Origin of the sequence: Mitsuaria sp. BK041, from assembly GCF_014193085.1 — a bacterium.
Taxonomy (GTDB): domain Bacteria; phylum Pseudomonadota; class Gammaproteobacteria; order Burkholderiales; family Burkholderiaceae_C; genus Roseateles.
In genome coordinates, this window is the sequence record NZ_JACHYT010000001.1 from 2,661,862 (window position 1) to 2,682,082 (window position 20,221).

13 protein-coding genes are annotated in these 20,221 nt (G+C 70.9%); 7 read left to right on the forward strand and 6 right to left on the reverse strand.

All coding sequences use genetic code 11. The features are described from left to right. Positions 1-4: 4 nt before the first annotated feature. The 5 genes from FHT38_RS11235 (at position 5) to FHT38_RS25635 (ending at position 9,292) form a co-directional block, all read left to right on the forward strand. A complete protein-coding gene (locus FHT38_RS11235; protein ID WP_183491812.1) occupies positions 5-4,549 on the forward strand; it encodes a heme utilization protein in 4,545 nt (1,514 codons plus the stop codon). A gap of 79 nt (positions 4,550-4,628) precedes the next feature. Further along, positions 4,629-5,783, forward strand: coding sequence for a glycosyltransferase family 4 protein (locus FHT38_RS11240; RefSeq protein ID WP_183491813.1), 1,155 nt, complete (start codon positions 4,629-4,631; stop codon positions 5,781-5,783). 1 nt (position 5,784) lies between these two features. Beyond that, positions 5,785-6,543 (forward strand): DUF5672 family protein, encoded by a 759-nt coding sequence (locus FHT38_RS11245; RefSeq protein ID WP_183491814.1) that lies wholly within the window; start codon positions 5,785-5,787, stop codon positions 6,541-6,543. Between the two features lie 61 nt (positions 6,544-6,604). Further along, positions 6,605-7,612, forward strand: a complete 1,008-nt coding sequence (locus FHT38_RS11250) for a hypothetical protein (RefSeq protein WP_091724829.1) — start codon at positions 6,605-6,607, stop codon at positions 7,610-7,612. Between the two features lie 111 nt (positions 7,613-7,723). Continuing rightward, the gene (locus FHT38_RS25635; RefSeq protein WP_183491815.1) at positions 7,724-9,292 is read left to right on the forward strand and encodes a methyl-accepting chemotaxis protein; all 1,569 of its coding nucleotides are present in this window, start codon (positions 7,724-7,726) and stop codon (positions 9,290-9,292) included. A gap of 87 nt (positions 9,293-9,379) precedes the next feature. Here FHT38_RS25635 and FHT38_RS25325 read toward each other — a convergent pair whose 3' ends face one another. Then, a complete protein-coding gene (locus FHT38_RS25325; protein WP_255488658.1) occupies positions 9,380-11,863 on the reverse strand; it encodes a glycosyl hydrolase family 95 catalytic domain-containing protein in 2,484 nt (827 codons plus the stop codon). Between the two features lie 194 nt (positions 11,864-12,057). On the opposite strand from FHT38_RS25325, the gene FHT38_RS11265 reads away from it, so the two are divergent. Both FHT38_RS11265 and FHT38_RS11270 read left to right on the forward strand, forming a co-directional pair. Next, positions 12,058-14,820 (forward strand): TIM-barrel domain-containing protein, encoded by a 2,763-nt coding sequence (locus FHT38_RS11265; RefSeq protein WP_183491816.1) that lies wholly within the window; start codon positions 12,058-12,060, stop codon positions 14,818-14,820. Between the two features lie 79 nt (positions 14,821-14,899). Then, positions 14,900-15,124 carry a hypothetical protein gene (locus FHT38_RS11270; RefSeq protein ID WP_147241610.1) on the forward strand — a complete coding sequence of 75 codons (225 nt, stop codon included), beginning with the start codon at positions 14,900-14,902 and terminating at the stop codon, positions 15,122-15,124. 88 nt (positions 15,125-15,212) lie between these two features. On the opposite strand, the gene FHT38_RS11275 is transcribed toward FHT38_RS11270, so the two are convergent. From FHT38_RS11275 to FHT38_RS11295, 5 genes are all read right to left on the reverse strand, one after another. Further along, positions 15,213-16,496, reverse strand: coding sequence for a patatin-like phospholipase family protein (locus FHT38_RS11275; RefSeq protein ID WP_255488659.1), 1,284 nt, complete (start codon positions 16,494-16,496; stop codon positions 15,213-15,215). Positions 16,497-16,616: 120 nt separating this feature from the next. Further along, on the reverse strand, positions 16,617-17,657 hold the full coding sequence (locus FHT38_RS11280; RefSeq protein ID WP_183491817.1) for a TRAP transporter substrate-binding protein: 1,041 nt from the start codon (positions 17,655-17,657) through the stop codon (positions 16,617-16,619). Between the two features lie 53 nt (positions 17,658-17,710). Beyond that, complete coding sequence (locus FHT38_RS11285) at positions 17,711-19,003, reverse strand: TRAP transporter large permease (RefSeq protein ID WP_147241587.1); 1,293 nt, start codon at positions 19,001-19,003, stop codon at positions 17,711-17,713. Positions 19,004-19,021: 18 nt separating this feature from the next. Beyond that, the gene (locus tag FHT38_RS11290; RefSeq protein WP_183491818.1) at positions 19,022-19,561 is read right to left on the reverse strand and encodes a TRAP transporter small permease subunit; all 540 of its coding nucleotides are present in this window, start codon (positions 19,559-19,561) and stop codon (positions 19,022-19,024) included. Then, complete coding sequence (locus FHT38_RS11295) at positions 19,558-20,052, reverse strand: gluconokinase (protein WP_183492464.1); 495 nt, start codon at positions 20,050-20,052, stop codon at positions 19,558-19,560. The genes FHT38_RS11290 and FHT38_RS11295 overlap by 4 nt, the downstream gene beginning before the upstream one ends. Between the last annotated feature and the right edge of the window lie 169 nt (positions 20,053-20,221).

The following is a 20,221-nucleotide window of genomic DNA, read 5'->3' on the forward strand; positions in this document are numbered from 1 at the left end:
CCCCATGGCCACCTTCGACGTCGGATCGCTCACTCCCGAGGAGATCGCAGCCCTCACCACCGCGCAGCTCGCCACGCTGACCGGGCCGGAGTGGGCCATGCTGAGCGCCGCCCAGGTGGTGGGCCTGACCACGCTGCAGGTGCATGCGCTGACCGCGCGGCAGCTCAACTACCTGGCCTCGGGCCAGCTCGCGGCGCTGGAGCTGCAGGACGTGCAGGCGCTCAACACCGGCGCGCTGCGGACACTGACCACCGCCTCGCTGGCCGCGCTGACCACCGACCAGATCCATGCGCTGACCACCGCGCAGATCCCGGCGCTGACGGTGGACCGGCTGCGCCGCATGGACAGCGACCAGTTCAGCGCGCTGGACAGCGCGCAGATCGCGGCGCTGTCCTCGGTGCAGGTGCGCGGCCTGGGCAGCGCGCAGATCGGCCTGCTGAGCACCGAGGAGGTGGCCGTGTTCAGCACCGCCTCGATGCAGGTGCTCAACACGGTGCAGATCGGCGCGCTCAGCGTCGACCAGCTCAACGCCTTCAGCACCGCCCAGATCGGCGCGCTGCGCGGCAACCAGACCCGCGGCCTGAGCGGCGACCAGCTCAGCGCGCTCGGCACCGACGCGCTGCAGGCGCTGAGCACCGGCGCGATCCGCGGGCTGACCACGGCCGCGGTGTCGCAGCTGTCCTCGGACGCGGTGCAGTCGCTGGACAGCCGCCAGATCGCCGCGATGACCAGCCAGCAGTTCCGCACGCTGGGCACCGACGCGCTGGTGGCGCTGACCACCGAGCAGGCCGGCGCGCTCAACACGCTGCAGATCAAGTCGCTGAGCACGGCCCAGGTGGCCGCGCTGGAGGGCGAGGACCTGGCGGCCATCGGCACCAAGGGCCTGCGCGCGCTGAACTCGGCGCAGCTCGGCGCGCTGTCGTCCGACCAGTTCGACGCGCTCAGTTCGCGCCAGGTGCAGAGCCTGACCTCGACCCAGCTGATCGGCGTGGGCAGCGAGCAGCTGCCCGCCTTCAGCACCGACGAGCTGCGCCTGCTCAGCAGCAGCGCGCTGATCGGCCTGAAGCCGGAGGTGCTGGGCGCGATGAGCGCCGAGCAGCTCGGCGCGCTCAAGACCCTGCAGATCGCGATGCTGACCACGCGCCAGCTGGCCGCGCTGGACACCGACGACCTGGCCGCGCTGTCGACCGCGCAACTGGCCGCGCTGAGCTCCAAGCAGCTGCAGTCGCTGACGACCGAGCAGTTCCACTCGCTGGGCACCGAGGACCTGGCCGCGCTGAGCAGCGCGACGCTGCGCGGGCTCACACCGGCGCAGATGGCCTCGCTGAGCTCCGAGCAGTTGGCCGTGCTGAGCGGCGCGCAGACCGGCGCGCTGACGACGGCGCAGCTGCGCGACCTGAGCGACGAACAGCTCGCCGCGCTGGGCACCGGCGCGATCCAGGCGCTGTCCACCCGCGTGATCGCGACGCTGACCGACCACCAGCTCGGCGTGCTGAGCTCGGACCAGCTGCAGGCGCTGACCAGCAGCCAGATCCGCGCGCTGGGCACGGCGCAGCTCGCGGCGATGAGCCCGGAGGACCTGAACGCGCTGAGCACCGCGCAGTTCGCGACGCTCACTTCGGCGCAGTTCCGCGGCCTGACGACCGACCAGGTGGCGCAGCTGGAGCCCGAGGATTTCGGCGCGCTGAACGCGACGGTGATCCGCTCGCTCAGCGGCGCGCAGGTGCAGGCGCTGGACGTCACCCTGGTGGCCGCCTTCAGCACTGGGCAGACCGGCGCGATGACCGCGGCGCAGGTGGCGGCGCTGACGCCGGCCCAGCTGCAGGTGCTGGCCCCGGCCTCGCTGCAGGCCATCAGCACGCTGGCGATCCGTGGCCTGAGCGCCGACCAGCTCGACGCGCTCGGCCCGACCGGCCTGGCCTCGCTGCGCGACGGTCAGCTCGCCGCGCTCAGCACGGCGCAGGTGCGCACGCTGGACCATGACAGCCTCAATGCGCTGGGCACCCATTTCGCCGCGCTGACCTCCTTCCAGTTGGCGGCGATCTCGACCGACGAGATCGGCGCGCTCGATCCGGCGCTGCTGGCCGCCGTCAAGCCGATCTACCTGAGCGCGCTGAGCACCGAGCAGATCCATCTGCTGAGCCGCGAGCAGGTCGGCGCCTTCGGCAGCGCGCAGACCGCGCTGCTGGGCACCGGCCAGGTCGCGGCGCTGACGCCCGCCCAGATCGACGCGCTGTCCACCGACGGCGTGCGCGGCCTGAGCGTCCAGGCCCTGCAGGGCTTCACGACCGAGCAGCTGAACGCCCTGGTGCCCGACCAGTTCGCGGCGCTGCGCACCAACCAGGTCGCCGCGCTCACGACGACCCAGATGGCCGCGCTGGAACAGGTCGACCTGAACGCCCTGGATTCGGCGCAGTTCTCGGTCTTCTCGTCCCGGCAACTGGCGGCGCTGGGCACCGACCAGATCGCCAACCTCGAGTTCCAGGACGTGGTGGGCCTGACCACCCGCGCCCTCGCCGGATTGAGCTCGACCCAGATCGCCGCGATGAACGGCGACAGCATCGCCTCGCTGAGCAACGCCCAGCTCGCGGCGCTGAACTCCAAGCAGCTGATGGGGCTGACGGCCGACCAGATCGACCGGCTGGGCACGGCGCAGCTGGCCAGCCTGGGCTCGCAGGCGCTGCTGGGGATGAGCAGCGACCAGTTCGGCTCGCTCGACCTGGACCAGATCGGCGCGCTGTCGGTCAAGCAGATCGCGGCGCTGAACTCGCTGCAGATCGCGGCGATGGATCCGACCGCGCTGGCGTCGCTGACGACGCTGCAGTTCGCGGCGCTGCGCTCGTCGCAGCTGGCGGGGCTGAACGCCACGCAGCTCGCGGCGCTGGAGACCCAGGACCTGGCGGTGCTGCACACGACGGCGCTCAAGGCGATGGGCTCCGACCAGATCGCGCTGCTGAGCGTCGACCAGGTGGCGGCGCTGCGGCCCGACCAGGTCGGCGCGCTCAGCTACCAGCAGGCGGCGGCCATGACCACCGAGCAGATCCAGGCCCTGGGCACCGCCCAGATCCTGGGCCTGACCAACGTGCAGGTGCTGGCCTGGACCAGCGACCAGATCGCCGCGCTGGACGCGCAGGACGTGGCCCTGCTGCCCGGCCGCGCGATCCGGGTGATGGACGCCGGCGACTTCGCCGGCCTCACCACCGATCAGGTCCACGCGATGACCAGCCTGCAGCTGGCCGAGATGACGACGGCGCAGCTGGCCGGCTTCGGCACCGAGGACTACGCGGCGCTGAGCTCCTCGGCCTTCCGGGCGCTGGGGACGGCGACGCTGAACGCGCTGTCGACCGAGGTCTTCGCCTCGCTCGGTTCGGACCAGGTCCACGGGCTGTCGACGCAGACGCTGCGCGGGCTGCACACCGAGGCCCTCGCGGCGATGAACTCGGACGCGATCGCGGCGCTGGACAGCCACCAGGTCGCCGCGCTGAGCTCCCAGCAGGTGGCGGCGATCTCGTCCGAGGGCTTCGCGGCGATGTCCAGCGAGGACCTGGCCGCGCTGGGCCGCGACCAGGCCCGGGCGCTGACGCTGGACCAGATCCATGCGATCGGCACCGACGCGATCGTCGGCTTCGAGACCCGCGACCTGGCCGCGCTGAACATGGACCAGGTGCTGGCCTTCAGCACCGAGGCGCTGCAGGCGATGAGCGGCGCGCAGCTCGACGCGCTGTTCCTGGCCACGCCCATCCTGCTGAACCTGGACGGCCACGGGCTGGGCACGGTGTCCGCGGCGCAGGGCGTCAGCTTCGACATGAACAACACCGGCCATGCCCAGCAGTGGGGCTGGATGGCGCAGGGCAACGGGCTGCTGGCCCGCGACCTGAACGGCAACGGCCAGATCGACTCCGGCGGCGAGCTCTTCGGCAGCGGCACCGTGCTGGCCAACGGCCATCGCGCGGCCAACGGCTACGAGGCGATGCAGGCGCTCGACGCCAACGCGGATCACGTCCTCAATGCGCAGGACGCCGCCTTCTCGCAGCTGCGGATCTGGGCCGACGCCAATGGCAACGGCAAGACCGACGCGGGCGAGTTGAAGTCGCTGTCGGAGCTGGGCATCGTCGAGCTGGACCTGGCCGCCCGCTCGAGCGCGACCGTCGATCACGGCAACCTGGTGGGCCTGATCTCGGGCTACAAGACCGCGGACGGCGTGACCCACCAGATGGGCGACGTCTGGTTCGCCAAGGCCAGCGACGGCACGGCGGACGCCGCGACCGAGGCCACGGGCTCGGCCGCCCGGGCCCACCTGGCCGCGGAGGACCTGCTGGCGGCGCCCTCGGCGTCCACCACCGCCCTGCTGTCCGACGCCGCGCACACGGCCGCGGCGGCCGCCGCGGCAAGCTCGGCGACGGTCGCCCCAGGCGCCGCGGCCGGGGCGGCGCCTGGGGCGGCGGCAGCGCCGGACGAGACCGCCGCCACGGTCCACCACGCCGCGATGGCGGCCCTGCAGGCCACCGCCCGGCGACTGGAAGAGGACGGCGCGGTCCCGCTGCTCTGACCCCTGAGCGCGGGACTGGGCCGGAGCCATCCCCCTTATCGGCGCATGGCCCCCGGGACGAGGGGACACAATCGGCCGGATGAAGACACTCTGCATCGAGGGCTGGCGGGGGGTGAACCACTCCATCGCGATGGTCAACCAGAACCAGATCCTGGAGATGGTGAAGGACCCGCGGTTCGAGCTGTTCCACCGGGACGCGCCCTTCTTCATGCCGCACTGGGACAAGGGCAAGCTGGACTCGGGCTTCGCGCCCGAGGAGCGCGCCATCATCGACGCCCTGCCCGACCCCGGCGACCGGGTGATGGACGTGCGGCTGCGCATCGCCTCGCCGGTGCGGCTGGGCGATCCGGCCGCCGCGCGCCGCAACGCGACCTTCGTCGTCACCGAGTTCGGGCTGTCCGGCAAGAGCTTCGACCCGCCCGAGATGCCGCCCGCCGCGCTGACCCAGGGCGACGACTTCGTCGTCACGCCGACCCGCTGGTCCAAGGCGCGGCTGGTGGACTACGGCTTCGAGGCCGACAAGGTCCTGGTCGTGCCGCACGGCTACAAGACCGACACCTTCTTCCCGATGACGCCCGAGCAGCGCCAGGCTGCCCGCGCGGCGCTGGGCATGCAGCCGCACGAAACGGTGTTCAGCAACGTCGGCGTGGCGACCTGGAACAAGGGCATCGACCTGCTGCTGCTGGCCTTCGCCGAGCTGCGCCTGCAGGGCCTGCCGGTGCGGCTGATCCTCAAGGACCACCAGGGGCTGTACGGCATCGGCGTCGAGCGCCTCTTCGCCGAGCTGGCCACGCGGGCGCCGGCGCTGAACGCGCCGCAGGTGCGCGACGGCATCTCCATCCTGTCCACCAGCCTGAACCTGCCGCAGCTGCGCTCGCTGTACGCGCTGTCCGACGCCTATGTCTCCCCCTACCGCGCCGAAGGCTTCAACCTGCCGGTGCTGGAGGCCATGGGCTGCGGCACGCACGTGATCGTCAGCGGCGGCGGCGCCACCGACGACTTCACCCCGCCCGAGCTCTGCCACCGCCTGCACAGCCGTCCCGGCACCGCGGCCGACGCGCCGCAGCCGGTCGGCGCCTTCGTCGTGCCCGACCTGGACGACCTGCGCGAGGCCATGCTGCAGGTGGTCGAGCAGCGCCTGACTCCGGCGCCGCGCCGCGAGGCCGCCCGCCAGCGGCTGGCGCAGCGCTTCTCCTGGGGTACGGTCACGAAGCAGCTGCTGGACCTGATGTGACATGAGCACTGCCAAGCCCAGCATCGCCGTCGCCATCGTCGACACCGACCTGCATGTCCTGGCGCGCCAGGCGCTGCTGCACAGCATGCGGCAGATGGAGCTGCAGGGCCTGCCCTTCAGCCAGGTGCTGATCTATTCGGACAAGCCGGAGCTCTGGCCCGGCCTGCCGGTGATCCCGGTGCCGACGCTGCGCTCGATCGCCGAGTACAACCTGCTGATCACCCGGGAACTGGCCAAGCACCTCAGCGCCGACCATGTGCTGGTGATCCAGTACGACGGCTTCGTGCTCAACGCCGACCAGTTCTCGCCGCACTTCCTGCATTACGACTACATCGGCGCGCCCTGGCCCAACTACGAGGTCAACGAGGTCGGCAACGGCGGCTTCTCGTGGCGCTCCCGGCGGCTGGTGCATGCGGTCGCCCGGCTGGACTACCCGGACCCGACCGAGGCCGAGGACCTCTACATCTGCCGCACCATGCGCGAGACGCTGGAGCGCGCCGGCTGCCGCTTCGCGCCCAAGGCGATCGCCTCGCACTTCTCCGTCGAGTTCCCCGCGGTGCCCTACCCGACCTTCGGCTTCCACGGCATCTTCCACCTGCCGACGGTCTACCGCGAGATGCCGGACTTCCTGCTGGACCACCTCTCCGACCGCATCGTCAAGACGCGCAGCGGCTTCCTGCTGCCCGGCTTCCAGTCGGTGTCCCCGGCCACGGCCGAGAAGCTCCAACAGCGCCTGGCGGCGTTGAACGCGGCGTCCTGAACGCCCGCGCCCTGCCCCGCCTCTTTTCCCCAAGAACGACACGAGACCCACAAGGCCACCGATGAACGCGAAGCAGCAGATCGTCATCCTGATTCCCCACGGCGTGCAGACCGGCGGGCCGGAGGCCTTGCACCAGCTGTCGGACTCGCTGATCCGCCAGGGCCATGACGCGCGCGTCTGGTACGTGCTGCCCACCGACCTGCCGGCCGTCGACGACCTGTTCCGCCGCAACGGCCTGGGCGCCGGCACGGTGCTCAAGCTGCAGCCGCGGCCCAACACCGTCGCCGACTACGAGAAGTACCAGGTGCGGCTGGCCGAGGAGATCGCGATGACGCCGGACACCTGCGTCGTCCTGGCCGAGACCTATGTGCACTGGCTGCGCTACTTCCAGCCCTGCAAGCCGATGGTCTGGTGGCTGAGCATCGACAACGCCTTCGAGTACCTGTCGGTCAACAAGATCAACCTCAACCTGCTGCGCAGCGAGCGCGTGCTGCACACCTACCAGTCGGGTTACGCGCGCGACGTCATCCAGGCGCTGGGCTGCACCCGCACGCTGCCGCTGTCGGACTACACGCCCGGCAAGCCGGTGCCGGCCGCGGGCGAGCCGGTCTTCGAGACCGCCGCCAAGACCGACATCGCGCTCAACGCCAACCACAAGGTGGTCTACGACGTCGGCGCGATCGCCGCCCGGCTGGAGCGCGAGAACGGCTGCAAGGTCCACCTGATCCGCGGCCTGACGCGGGCCCAGGTCTACGAGGCGCTGGGCCGCAGCAAGCTCTTCATCGACCTGGGCACCTTCCCGGGCAAGGACCGGCTGGCGCGCGAGGCGCTGATGCGCGACTGCTGCGTCTTCGCGCTGGACGTGGGCGCCGCGCGCGACTATGCGCTGCCCGACGAGTGCTACTTCAAGCCCGACCAGGTGGACCAGGTGTTTGCCGGCGCGGCCGGGCTGATGCGCGATTTCGAGCTCTACCTGGAGCTCTCGCGCCCGGCGCGGCAGGCGGTGCTGCGCGAGCGCATGGTCTTCGAGCGCGAGGTGGCCGGGCTGGCCCACGCCTTCGCCGTGTAGGCAATCGCCTCACACCGGCTTTCGCCGGTCGCGCCTTGAGAAGTCGCGACGCACCGCCGAAGATCTGACAGGCCGCCGTAGCGGCCGGGGTACCCATCGGGAGGAACACCAATGAAGCTTTCGGATCTCAAGGTCAAGACCAAGCTGTGGGCGGGCTTCGGCGTGATGGCGCTGATCGTCGCCGCCGTGTCCGGCGCGGCGCTGTACTGGCTGAACCAGTCGAGTTCGCGCGTCGAGGACTACCTGCAGGGCGTGGCCGCGCGCGAACGACTGATCGTCGAGCTGCAATCCGCGGCGAAGTCGCGGGCCATCGCCGCGCGCAACCTGGTGCTGGTGAGCACGCCGCAGGACCGCGCGACGGAGCTGGAGGCCGTCACCCGCTCGCATGAAGCGGTGCAGCAGTCGCTGGACCGGCTCAAGCGGCACCTGGCCGCCGCGGCCGACGCGACCACGCAGGACCGGGCCCTCTTCGACAAGGTCGATGCGATCGAGCAGCAGTACGGCCGGGTCGCGCTGGCGATCGTGGGCCTGGCCAAGGACGGCCAGCGCGACGAGGCCATCAGCAAGATGAACGCGGAATGCCGGCCGCTGCTGGCGGCGCTGCTGACGGCCACCGGCGACTTCATCCGCTACGAGGACGAGCGCTCGACCGCCGACAGCCGCGCCGCGACCGAGCTGTTCGCGCACGACCGGCTGCTGCTGATCGCGACCGCGCTGCTGTCGGCCGGCGTGGCGGGGCTGCTGGGCTGGCTGATCAGCCGCGCGGTCACCCGGCCGCTGAACCGCGCGATCCAGGTCGCGCAGTCGGTGGCCGACGGCGACCTGCGCGACGAGATCCAGGTCGAGGGCCGCGACGAGCTGAGCCAGCTGCTGACGGCGCTCAAGGCGATGAGCGGCAACCTGTCGACGATGGTCACCAACGTCCGCCAGGCCGCGGACGGCATCGCGACCGCCTCGACGCAGATCGCCACCGGCAACCAGGACCTGTCCAGCCGCACCGAATCGCAGGCCGGCGCGCTGCAGCAGACGGCGTCCTCGATGGCGCAGATGACGGAGACGGTGCAGGTCAATGCGGAGACCTCGCGCAAGGCCACCGGCCTGGCGGACGCCGCCGCGCAGGTCGCCGGCCAGGGCGGCGAGGTGGTGGACCGGGTCATCACCACGATGGCGGCCATCACCGGCTCCAGCAAGCGCATCGGCGACATCACCGGCGTGATCGACGGGATCGCCTTCCAGACCAACATCCTGGCCCTGAACGCCGCGGTGGAAGCCGCGCGCGCCGGGGAACAGGGCCGCGGCTTCGCGGTCGTGGCCAGCGAGGTGCGCGCGCTCGCGCAGCGCAGCGCCCAGGCGGCCAAGGAGATCAAGACGCTGATCTCGGACAGCGTCGAGAAGGTCGACGCCGGCGGCGAGCTGGTGCAGGAGGCCGGCCGCACCATGGGCGAGGTGCTGTCGCAGGTGCGCAAGGTCACCGACCTGATGGGCGAGATCAACGCCTCCACCGAGCAGCAGACCCAGGGCATCGTGCAGGTGAACGAGGCAGTGGCGGCGATCGATCGCGGCACGCAGCAGAACGCGGCCCTGGTCGAGGAAAGCGCCGCGGCGGCCGAGAGCCTGCGCCAGCAGGCCCTGGCGCTGACGGAGGCGATCGCGCGGTTCAAGGTGGCCACGCCGATCTAGGCGCCGCGGCATCAACCTGCCCCGCTTCCGCGGGATGCGAACCGGCATCGCCATGCCGCTTCGCACCTGGGCGGCTGGGCATCTGGACTAGCCGATCCCCGGTGGCGACTCGCGGGAAAACGCCCCGACGTCGAGGGTCGCCCGCCCTCGGTGATCCAGCACCACCGTCATCCGGCGACCTCCGTGGCGCAGCAGGACCTTCGTACCGGCCGGCCCCCGAAGCGACAGCCGAACGGGACGGCTGTCGCGCCATTCGATGTCCAGGTCCAGGCCGCCGCGCACGCGCATGCCACGCACGGTGCCCCGGGGCCACGCCTGGGGCAGCGCGGGCAGCAGGTGGACCTCGCCGCCCCACGACTGCACCAGCATCTCGAGCATGCCGGCGGTGCCGCCGAAGTTGCCGTCGATCTGGAATGGCGGATGCGCGTCCAACATGTTGGGGTAGGTGCGCTGCGGCCCGAGCAGCGTCTTCAGCACCTGGTGGGCATGGTCGCCTTCCCCCATGCGCGCCCACAGGCACAGCCGCCAGGCCGTGCCCCAGCCGGTCGCCAGGTCGCCACGCTGTCGCAGGCTGGTCTTGGCCGCGTTCAGCAGCTCGGGGGTGTCGCGCGGATTGATCTGGCTGCTCGGATAGACGGCATACAGGTGCGAGACGTGGCGATGCTGCTGGTCCGGCGCGCCGGCATCCCAGTCCTCCAGCCACTCCTGGAGCTGCCCCTGCCGGCCGATGCGGTCAGGAGCCAGCGCGGAGCGCGCGGCAGCCACGCGGTCCAGGAAGTCCACATCGGCGCCCAGCAGCCGGCCGGCATGCACGGTGCGGTCAAACAGGTCGCGCAGGATCTGCCGGTCCATCGCCGGGCCGGCGCACAGCGATGAGCCGTGCGGGTGCCAGTTCTCCGGCGAGATGGACGGCGAGGTGACGAGGCCGCGGCCCGCCTTGTCTTTCACGAGCGTGTCCAGGAAGAACTGCGAAGCGCCCTCCAGCAGCGGGTACAGCCGCTTGAGCAGCGCCGCGTCGCGCTGGTGATCCCAGTGGTCCCACAGCGTGTTGCACAGCCAGGCGCCGCCGCAGGGCCACAGGCCCCACAGCGGGCCGTCGATCGGGGCCGCGGCCCGCCACAAGTCGGTGTTGTGGTGCGCCACCCAGCCACGCGCGCCGTACATCGTCCTGGCGGTCTGCGCGCCAGTGACGGCCAGTTCCTCCACCATGCGCAGCAGCGGCTCCACGCAGTCGCCCAGCGCCGCCGCGTCGGCAGGCCAGTAGTTCATCTCGGTGTTGATGTTGATCGTGTACTTGCTGCCCCAGGGGGGATTCACGCCCTCGTTCCAGATGCCCTGCAGGTTGGCCGCTTGCGTGCCGGGGCGCGATGAGGCGATCAGCAGATAACGGCCGTACTGCAGGTACAGCGCGGCCAGTGCCGGGTCGTCGGACTTCTCCGCGGCGGCGATGCGCTCATCGGTGGGCCGCCCTGCGGCGGGCGTGCGGCCCAAGTCCAGCGTGAAGCGGCGGTACAGCGACTGGTGGTCGCGCACGTGGTCGCGGCGCAGCGCGGCGTAGGGCCTGGCGGCTGCGGCCTCGGTGTGTCGGCGCACCGTGGCGACGGGATCGCCGCTGGTGTCGCGGAAGTTGACGTAGCTGGTGGCGGCCGCGATCAACAGCGTCACGTTGCGGGCACCGCTGACGCGCAGCCGGCCCTCGGGTGTCACCTCGACGCGGCCGTCGGTGACGACCTTCACGCGCATCGCGTAGGTGAGTCCCGGGGCCGTGTCGGGGCCGGCCTCATTGCGGCCGGTGACGAGCAAGGCCCCCTGGTCGTCGGCAACTTTCACGTGATCGGGTTGCTCGAAGCCAGCCTCTTGGCGCTGCATCCAGTCGACCGGCTGGTCCGCCACCAGCACCGTCGCGGAGCCCTGGTAATCGGGGCTGGCGTACGTCGCCTTGCGCGGCCCGCGGCAGGCGAGTTCGAAGGCGATGCGCCCGCGCGCGGCCTGCAGGTTCAGCACCACGACCTGATCGGGCGCGGACACAAAGGCCTCGCGCCGCATCGAGACGCTCGCGCTCTCGTGGCGCAAGGTGGCGATGGCGGTGTCCAGATCCAGCTCGCGGTGGTAGGTGCGCGGCGCCTCGGCGCCGTCGAAGTCGAGCAGCAGGTCCCCCAGCGAGCCATAGGCCATCTGCCATAGCGGTCGGGCCATCATCCTGGCGCTGGCCAGGTCCGTGGCCTCCTTGTAGCGGCCTTCGTCGAGCAGGCGACGCACCTCGGGCAGCGCGGCCAGGGCCTCGGGGTTGTCGGGCGTGTACGGGGCCCCTGCCCACAGCGTGTCCTCGTTGAGTTGCAACCGCTCCTGGCCCACGCGGCCGAAGACCATCGCGCCGAGCCGGCCGTTGCCCAGCGGCAGCGCCTCCTCCCAGCGCGTGGCGGGACGTCGGTACCAGAGCAGATGGTCGGCCCGCTCCTGCGCGCGCCGCGGCGCCGAGGCGGTCAGGCCAGAAGCGCCAGCGAGCGGCACGGCTACAGCGGCGGCCAGCATGCTGCGGCGGGTGAAAAGGGGGCGTCGTGAGAGGGTCATGTCGTGCTCAAGGGGGTGCGGTTGCGGAGTGATCGGCCCCGGCAGGATGACCGCGGATCCCACCGCGCTCCCTAGGTGTTTGTATTGGTAAGGCCAGATAACCAATTTTCGTACACTGGTATTACCAATCCAACTACAGAGTCCATGGCCGGCGGTGCCGCGCGCCCCGGCTTGCCGCTGAATCGAAGCGCGTCATGAGCGACCACAAAACCAAGTTGTCACGGCGCCAGGCGCTGCAAGCCGCCCTGGCCGGGCTCGCCGTCCCACTGGCCAACGCCTCCGGCGCAGTGGCCGCCGGTGTCCCGGTGTCCGCCGGTGCCGCCCCCGCCTCCCTCCAATCGGACCGCGTGCCTGAATGGGTGTTGACCACATCGCAGGGCACCTTGCGGATCAGCGCGCTCAGCGATCGCGCGCTGCGCGTGCGCTTCCTGCCGACGCAATCCGCGGCGCAGGTCGCCCCGCCCAGCCTCGCGCTGCTGCCCAACCGCACGGCGCCGCTCATGACGCAGGCGCCGGGTACGGCCGTCACCCGCCTGGAGCTGCCAGGCATTCGCTGTGAGATGGACCACGCGACAGGCGCATTGCGCTTCCTCGACCGCCATGGCGCCGTGCTGCTTGGCGAAGCCGCGGGCACCCGGCGCCTCACGCCGTCGCGGCTGGGCGACGAGCCCGTCTTCATCGCCGAGCAGGGCTTTGACTCGCCCGCGGATGAGCGGCTCTACGGCACCGGCTGCTTCCAGGATGGCGCCATGGACCTGCGCGGCCTGCCGCGCCGCCTGACGCAGGTGAACACGCAGATCAGCCTGCCCTTCATGCTGTCCAGCCGCGGCTATGGACTGCTGTGGCACAACAACGGCATGGCCGAGCTGAACACGCCGGAGCAGCGCGTGGCGCTGAACCGCATCAACGCCGAGAGCAAGGCCGAGGTGGTGGACGTGACCACCACCGCCGGCAACGCCCAGGTCGTGCGCAACGTGACGCGCTTCGAAGGCAGCTTCCGCACCGACACCGCGGGGCGTTTCGCCTTCCTGCTGGATGTCGGCCGTCCGATGGGCTCTCGCCATTCGGTGGAGATCGACGGCAAGTCCTGTGTCGAAGTGGCCAATCAATGGCTGCCACCGACGGTGGGCTTTGTCGTCGAGCTGCCGGCGGGCGAGCACCGCGTCCTCGTGCAGGCCGACGAGCACGACGCGCCATCGCTGCAGTTCGGTGCCGTGCAGGCCCGCACGACCTGGCGTTCGCCGGTGGCCGACGCCATCGATTACGTCGTGATCGCCGGCCCCAGCGCCGACGAGGTGATGGCCGGCTACCGCGAGATCTCCGGTGCCACGCCCGTGATGCCGCGCTGGGCGTACGGCTACATCCACTGCCGCGAACGCTTCCATTCGTCGGAAGAGATCGTCGACACGCTGCGCGAGTTCCGCCGCCGCAAGCTGCCCGTCGACGTGATGGTGCAGGACTGGCAGTACTGGGGTCGCCACGGCTGGAACGCGATGCGCTTCGACGAGGATCACTACCCGGACCCCGCGGCGCTGGTTCGCGACATTCACGGCCTGAAGGGCCGGCTCATGCTGTCGGTGTGGGCCAGGATCGCCCGCGATACCGAGCTCGGCCGCAGCGCCGCGGCGGGCGGCCACTACATCGACCAGACCGACTGGGTCGACTTCTTCAACCCGAAAAGCGCCGCCTTCTACTGGAACAACCAGCGCGACCGCCTTCTCAAGCTCGGCATCGATGCCTGGTGGCAGGACGCGACGGAGCCGGAGAACGACGACCTCGCCGGCCGGCGCACCACGGCCGGGCGCGGCGAGCGCGTGCGCCTGGCCTACCCCTGGCATGTCACCCGCACCGTCTACGAAGGCCAACGCCAGGCCCTGCACCACCAGCGGGTGATGATCATGACGCGCTCGGCCTTCCCCGGACAGCAGCGCCACGCTTCGGCCACGTGGTCGGGCGACATCGGCAACGACTGGGACACGCTCAAGCGGCAGATCCCTGCAGGCCTGAACATGTCGGCTGCCGGCTACGCCTACTGGACGGTCGACGCGGGCGGCTTCTTCCGGCCGGGCGACGGCCAGTACACCGACACGGCCTATCACGAGCGCCTGATCCGCTGGTTCCAGTACGCCACCTTCCTGCCGCTGCAGCGCGTGCATGGCTACATGACCAACACCGAGTTCTGGCGCTATGGCGACCGGGTCGAGGCCGTGGCCCGCCAGTACCTGGAACTGCGCTACCGGCTGCTGCCCTACCTGTACAGCGTGGCTCACGAGGTCCATGCCAAGGGCTCGCCCATCATGCGCCCGCTGGTCTTCGACTTCCCGGACGATCCCCAGGCGCTGGACCAGGCGCACAGCTACCTGTTCGGCCGCGCGCTGCACGTGGCCCCGGTCGTGGCACCGCAGGCGTCGACCTGGCCGGTGTATCTGCCGCAGTCCGCGGGCGGCTGGGTGGACTTCTGGACCGGCGAGCGCCGCGCCGGGGGTCGCACGCACGACGTGGCTTCGCCGCTGGAGCGGATTCCCCTGCACCTGCGCGCGGGCAGCATCCTGCCGCTCGGGCCGGTGCTGCAGTCCACCGCGGACGCCACCGGCGAGGTGCTGGACCTCTACGTCGTGCCTGGCCGCGACGGTGCCTTTGACCTCTACGAGGACGGCGGCCTGGACTACGCCTACGAGCGGGGCGCGCGCAGCGTGGTCCGCATGACCTGGGACGACCGCCGCGGCGTGCTGCGTCTGTCGTCGCGCACGGGGCGCTTCGCTGGCATGCGCACGACGCAGCGCCTGCGCATCCACCGCCTCGGCGACGGGCGGCCGGCGCTGCAATCCACCCCGCTGCGCGAGGTGGTTTACACCGGCCGTGCGATCGAAGTAAAGCTGGCTCAGCAGCGACCGACGCCGGCAATCGACACTGGCCACAGCATGCCGGCAGGTGCGGTGACCGAACCCAAGTCATGAAATGCCAGGGTCAAGCCCTTGCACTTGCTGCGATGCCGCATAAAGTCGCGCCGTGTTCGTCCAGCTCGTGAGGTCCAGCATGAGTTCGATCGCCATGACCGTGTTCCTCGACTCGTCCCCCGGGGAACTTGTCGACCTGCCACACGCCGGCTCCGGCCTGGAGCATCCGCTGGTCTTCGACAGCGCCGCGCGCGAGATCCGCCAGCTCGCCGCCGACGGCCGCGTCGAGGTGGTCGAGCAGCGCGTCAAGACGGTGGGGAACGACACGCTGATCGAGGAATTGCGCTTTCGGCGGTTGAGCTGATCTCGAAGGCCTCGCGGCGGTCGCGGTGTCGCGCCGCGGACGGCAAAGTCCGCCGCCGCCGGTCGACCGTCGACCCTGCGTCCCAGGGTCAGGCCTTGCCGCCCTTACCCGCCCTGCCCGGCGCCTTCGCCACTGCCTTCTCCGGCGCCTTCACTGGCGCCTTGACCGCCGGCCGCGCGTTGCGCACCCGGTTGGCCAGGAACACCTCGCCGATGTCCAGTGTGCTGTCGTGGCCGACGTGCCGCGCGCAGGTCGTCAGCCATTTGTCGGCGGCCTCGCGGCCGAGCACGAACAGCGTGGTCAGCAGCCGCGGGTCGGTGTTGAGCTTGCTCGACGCGCCGAAGGGCGCCAGGCCGTCCTCGTCGGCAATGCGGTGCAGCCGCATCTGCTTGTAGCGCGTCGGATCGATGCGCCGGTCGCGCAACAGCCGCTGCACGAAGGCGATCGCGCGCAGCTCCGCCACCAGGCTCGCGTTGAAGGTGATCTCGTTGATGCGGTCGTCGATCTCGGACGCGGTGCGGGGAATGCCCGCGTGCTCGCGCGGATTGATCTGGATCAGCAGCACGTCGTCGGAGTGGGTGCCGTAGACCAGCGGCCACAGCGCCGGGTTGCCCGAGAAGCCGCCGTCCCAGAAGGGCTCGCCGTCGATCACCACCGTCTGCGCGCTGTGCGGCAGGCAGGCCGAGGCCATCAGCGCCTCGATGCCCAGGTCCTCCCCGCTGAACACCCGCGGCTGGCCGGTGCGCACCGAGGTGGCGGTGACGAAGACCTTGATCGGTCCCTCGCGCAGCGCGTCGACATCGACATGGCGTCGCACGATGTCCCGCAGCGGATCGAGGTTGAAGGGATTGAGCTGGTAAGGGCTCCACAGCCGCAGCCAGGCGTCCCAGGCCGCCATGCCGGGCCAGGCGCTGCGGTTGAAGACCCAGGCCGGCGTCTCGCGCCGCGCGGCCTCCTCCGGGCCCTTGGTCTCGCCGACGACGCCGAAGCAGGCCGGCACGCCCGAGACGTCCTGCCAGAAGCGCGACAGCGCCTGGCGCGCGCCGAGCGCCCCGCCGTGGGCGAAGCCGGTGGCCATGACCGCGGCGTTCATCGCGCCGGCGCTGGTGCCCGACACGCCGTCGATGCGCAACCGGCCATCCTCGAGCAGCCGGTCCAGCACGCCCCAGGTGAAGGCGCCGTGCGAGCCGCCGCCCTGCAGCGCGAGGTCGATGGAACGCGGCGCCTCCTGGGCCGGGACCGGCGCGCGCGTGGGCATCGGGACCTCGAGGACGCCCTCGGCGCCGGCACCGCCGGCAGGGTCGCTGCCGCCAGGAACGGCGGCGGGCAAGGCGCGGGAGCCGCGGCGGCGCGGGCGGGAAGACGTCGTCATGGATGAAGCGGTCGGGAAGCGACGCCGGTCGCGTCGGAACCCGCAGCCTATACCGTGACGAGCCGTCCTTGGGCGCTCAGCTGCCGCTCACCCGCCGCTCACGCGCTGCCCACGTGGCGTTCACTTGCCGCCGCGCAGCTTGGCCAACTGGCCCTGGGTCTCGTTCCACAGGTCCATGCCGACCTGCGTCGCCACACCGGCATTCACGCGGGTCAGCTTGTCGCGCATGCGGGCGGTCTCCGCCGGGCTCAGCTCGTTGACCGCCATGCCCTTGGCCTTGAGCTCGGCCAGCGCCTTGGCGGCCTCGTCGCGGGTGTCCTTGCGCTCGAAGTCGCGGCTCTTGATCGCCGCCTGCTGCAGCACCGCCTGTTCGTCCTTGGACAGGCCGTCCCAGAACTTCTTCGACACGGTCACGATCCACGGGCTGTAGACGTGGTTGGTCACCGTCAGGTACTTCTGCACCTCGTAGAACTTGGCCGACAGGATGGTGTTGTACGGGTTCTCCTGGCCGTCGACCGCCTTGGTCTCCAGCGCCGAGAACAGCTCCGAATACGGCAGCGGCACCGCGTTGGCGCCCAGTTGCTTGAAGCTGTCCAGGAAGACGTTGTTCTGCATCACGCGCAGCTTGATGCCGTCCAGGTCCTCCAGCCGGTTGACCGCGCGCTTGCTGTTGGTCAGGTTGCGGAAGCCGTTCTCCCAGTACACCAGGCCGACCATGCCCTTGTCGGCCAGCTTGCCGCGCACCTTGTCGCCGACCGGGCCGTCCAGCAGCGCGTCGGCCTCGCGCACGTTGTTGACCAGGAAGGGCGTGTCCCACAGCGCCATCTCCTTGGCGATGCCCACCAGCGTGGCGGTCGAGCCGACCATCATCTCCTGCGCGCCGCCGATCAGCGCCTGCTGCATCTGGGTGTCCGGGCCGAGCGCGGCGCCGCCGATGGCGCGCACCTTCATCTTGCCGCCCGACAGCCGCGCCACCTCGTCGGCGAAGACCTTCACCGCGCGGCCCTGGTTGCTGTTCTCGGCCAGGCCGTAGCCGAAGCGGATCAGGCGCGGCTTGATGTCGGCGGCCCGCGCCGATGACACGGGCAGCGCCGCGCTCAGCGCGACGGCGGCCAGCGCGACGGCGGCGGCCAGGGTGTTGCGGCGGGTCTTGAAGCTCATGGTTGTCTCCTGGGTACGAGGGTCGCTGAGGATCAGGGAAGGGTCGCGGCCGGTCAGCGCATCCACTTGACGGGCGCGATGACCAGCTCGGGGAACACGGTGAACAGGACGAGGATCAGCGCGTAGGTCAGCAGGAACGGATTCACGCCCTTGATGACCTGGTGCATCGACAGCCGGCCCACGCCGGCCACCACGTTGAGGACCGTGCCCACCGGCGGCGTGATCAGGCCGATCGCGCCGTTGAGCACGAACATCAGCCCGAAGTACACCGGGTCGATGCCCGCCTTGACCGCGATGGGCAGCATCACCGGCGCGAAGATCAGGATCGTCGGCGTCAGGTCGAGCGCCGTGCCGATCACCACGAGGATCAGCATCATCAGCGCCATCAGCAGCCGCGGCGACTCGATCAGCCCGCCCAGCCAGCCGGTGAGCACGCCCGGCAGGTCCGCCAGCGTGATCATGTAGCTCGCCACCTGCGCGCCGGCGCACAGGAACATCACGATCGCCGTCGTCTTGGACGCCCGCACCAGCACGCCGTGCAGGTCACGCAGGCCCATCTCGCGGTGCACGACGAAGCTGATGACCAGCGCGTAGAACGCGGCCACCACCGCGGCCTCGGTCGGCGTGAACACCCCGGTCTTCATGCCGCCGATGATGATCAGCGGCATCAGCAGCGCCCAGAAGGCCTGGGCGGTGGCCTTGAGCCGCTCGCGCATCGGCAGCGCGGTGCCCGGCGGCAGGTCGATCCTGCGCAGCTGCAGCTTCCAGGCGACCAGCAGTCCCAGGCCCATCACCAGCCCGGGCACGATGCCCGAGAGGAACAGCGCCGAGATCGAGGTGTTGGTCGTCACGCCGTAGATCACGAACGGCATCGACGGCGGAATGATGGGCGCGATGATGCCGCCCGAGGCGATCAGCCCGGCGGAGGTCGCCATCGGATACCCATGGCGTCGCATCATCGGCAGCAGGATGGTGGCCAGCGCGGCGGTGTCGGCCAGCGCCGAGCCGCTCATGCTGGCCATCAGCACCGAGGCGCCGATCGCCACGAAGCCCAGCCCGCCGGGGATGTGGCCGACCCAGGCCTGCGCCATCTGGATGATGCGGCGGCTGATGCCGCCCGCGTTCATCAGCTCGCCGGCCAGGATGAAGAAGGGCACGGCCAGCAGCGGGAAGCTGTCGATGCCGGCCACCAGGTTCTGCGCCAGCAGCTGGGTGTCCCAGAACTCCAGCGCCCAGGCCATGCCGGCGCCGGTCAGCACCAGCGCGAAGGCCATCGGGATGCCGATGCCCATCAGCAGCACCATGCCGCCGACGAAGACGATGAAGGACAGTGCCTCGTTGCTCATGATCGACCTGCCCTGCCCTTACTCGACGTCCGACTCGTGCTCGAGGTCCAGCGGCTTGCCGCGGACCAGTTCCCAGGCCGCCATCACGGCGATCGCGGCGCAGGACAGCAGCGCGGGCAGCGGCAGCAGCGCGGTCGGATACCCCAGCACCACCGAGCGGCTGTCCATGCCGACGACCACCTGCTGCCAGGCGCCCCAGCCCACCAGGCCCGCCGCGGCGATGACCGCGACGCGGATCACCCCGGTGACCGCCCGCAGCGCGCCGGGCTTGCCGCGCAGCGGCAGCAGCAGGCTGGTGAAGGCCATGTGCTCGCCCAGCGGATAGGCGGCGGTGGCGCCGATGAAGACCATCCAGACGAAGAGCAGCCGCGACAGCTCCTCGCTGGCCGCTATGCCGCCGCCGAAGCCGTAGCGCAGCACGACGTTGACGAACACCGCCAGCGCCATCACGCCCAGGCACAGCGCCATCGCGGCCTCGCCGGCCAGGAGCAGGCGCGAGCGCGGCGCGGTGGCGTCCGCGCCGGCGGTGGACGAAGGATCGTGGTCGGACAGGCTCATGCGTCGGTCTCCTGGGAGGGGGGCACGGCGAGCAGCGCCAGCGCGCGCCCGACCTGCTCGTCCAGCGGCAGCGCCGCCGGCACGGTCACGACGCCCGGCTCGCCGGTCGGCGGCTCGAGCGTGGCGAACTGGCTGTCCACCAGCGTCGCCGAGAAGAAATGGCGGTCGGCCCGCGCCGCCACGCGCTCGAGCGCCAGCGGCTTGTCGATGTCCATGTAGACGAAGCGCACCGCCGGGCAGGCGGCGCGCAGCCGCTCGCGGTAGGCGCGCTTGAGCGCCGAGCAGCTCAGCACCACCGGCGCCTGCGTGCGCAGCATCTGCCCGAGCTGGTCCAGCCAGCCCCAGCGATCTTCGTCGGCCAGCGGCTGGCCGGCCTGCATCTTGGCGATGGAGGCCGGCGCGTGGTGCGCGTCGCCCTCGATGAAGCCCCAGCCCAGCGCGCGGGCCAGCGCCTCGCCGACGCTGGTCTTGCCGCAGCCCGCGACCCCCATGACGACAAGGGCCGTGGCCGGGATCGGGCCCGGGATCGAAGCGGCGGTGGCGGTCGGCGAAGTCATTGGATAGCGCTATCCCACTGGCTGAAAAGAGACGGCGAGCGGTGGTCCGGTATCGCCGTCGGTCCTCGTCACGCAAGGAAATTTCCCGGTCCGGCAGGCGCCA

Excerpts from the sequence above, each read along its gene's own strand:
- FHT38_RS25635 (WP_183491815.1), top strand. The coding sequence starts at position 7,724 with ATGAAGCTTTCGGATCTCAAGGTCAAGACCAAGCTGTGGGCGGGCTTC.
- FHT38_RS11265 (WP_183491816.1), top strand. The coding sequence starts at position 12,058 with ATGAGCGACCACAAAACCAAGTTGTCACGGCGCCAGGCGCTGCAAGCC.
- FHT38_RS11235 (WP_183491812.1), top strand. The coding sequence starts at position 5 with ATGGCCACCTTCGACGTCGGATCGCTCACTCCCGAGGAGATCGCAGCC.
- FHT38_RS11275 (WP_255488659.1), bottom strand. The coding sequence starts at position 16,496 with ATGACGACGTCTTCCCGCCCGCGCCGCCGCGGCTCCCGCGCCTTGCCC.
- FHT38_RS25325 (WP_255488658.1), bottom strand. The coding sequence starts at position 11,863 with ATGACCCTCTCACGACGCCCCCTTTTCACCCGCCGCAGCATGCTGGCC.
- FHT38_RS11240 (WP_183491813.1), top strand. The coding sequence starts at position 4,629 with ATGAAGACACTCTGCATCGAGGGCTGGCGGGGGGTGAACCACTCCATC.
- FHT38_RS11270 (WP_147241610.1), top strand. The coding sequence starts at position 14,900 with ATGAGTTCGATCGCCATGACCGTGTTCCTCGACTCGTCCCCCGGGGAA.
- FHT38_RS11245 (WP_183491814.1), top strand. The coding sequence starts at position 5,785 with ATGAGCACTGCCAAGCCCAGCATCGCCGTCGCCATCGTCGACACCGAC.
- FHT38_RS11280 (WP_183491817.1), bottom strand. The coding sequence starts at position 17,657 with ATGAGCTTCAAGACCCGCCGCAACACCCTGGCCGCCGCCGTCGCGCTG.
- FHT38_RS11295 (WP_183492464.1), bottom strand. The coding sequence starts at position 20,052 with ATGGGGGTCGCGGGCTGCGGCAAGACCAGCGTCGGCGAGGCGCTGGCC.
- FHT38_RS11250 (WP_091724829.1), top strand. The coding sequence starts at position 6,605 with ATGAACGCGAAGCAGCAGATCGTCATCCTGATTCCCCACGGCGTGCAG.
- FHT38_RS11285 (WP_147241587.1), bottom strand. The coding sequence starts at position 19,003 with ATGAGCAACGAGGCACTGTCCTTCATCGTCTTCGTCGGCGGCATGGTG.
- FHT38_RS11290 (WP_183491818.1), bottom strand. The coding sequence starts at position 19,561 with ATGAGCCTGTCCGACCACGATCCTTCGTCCACCGCCGGCGCGGACGCC.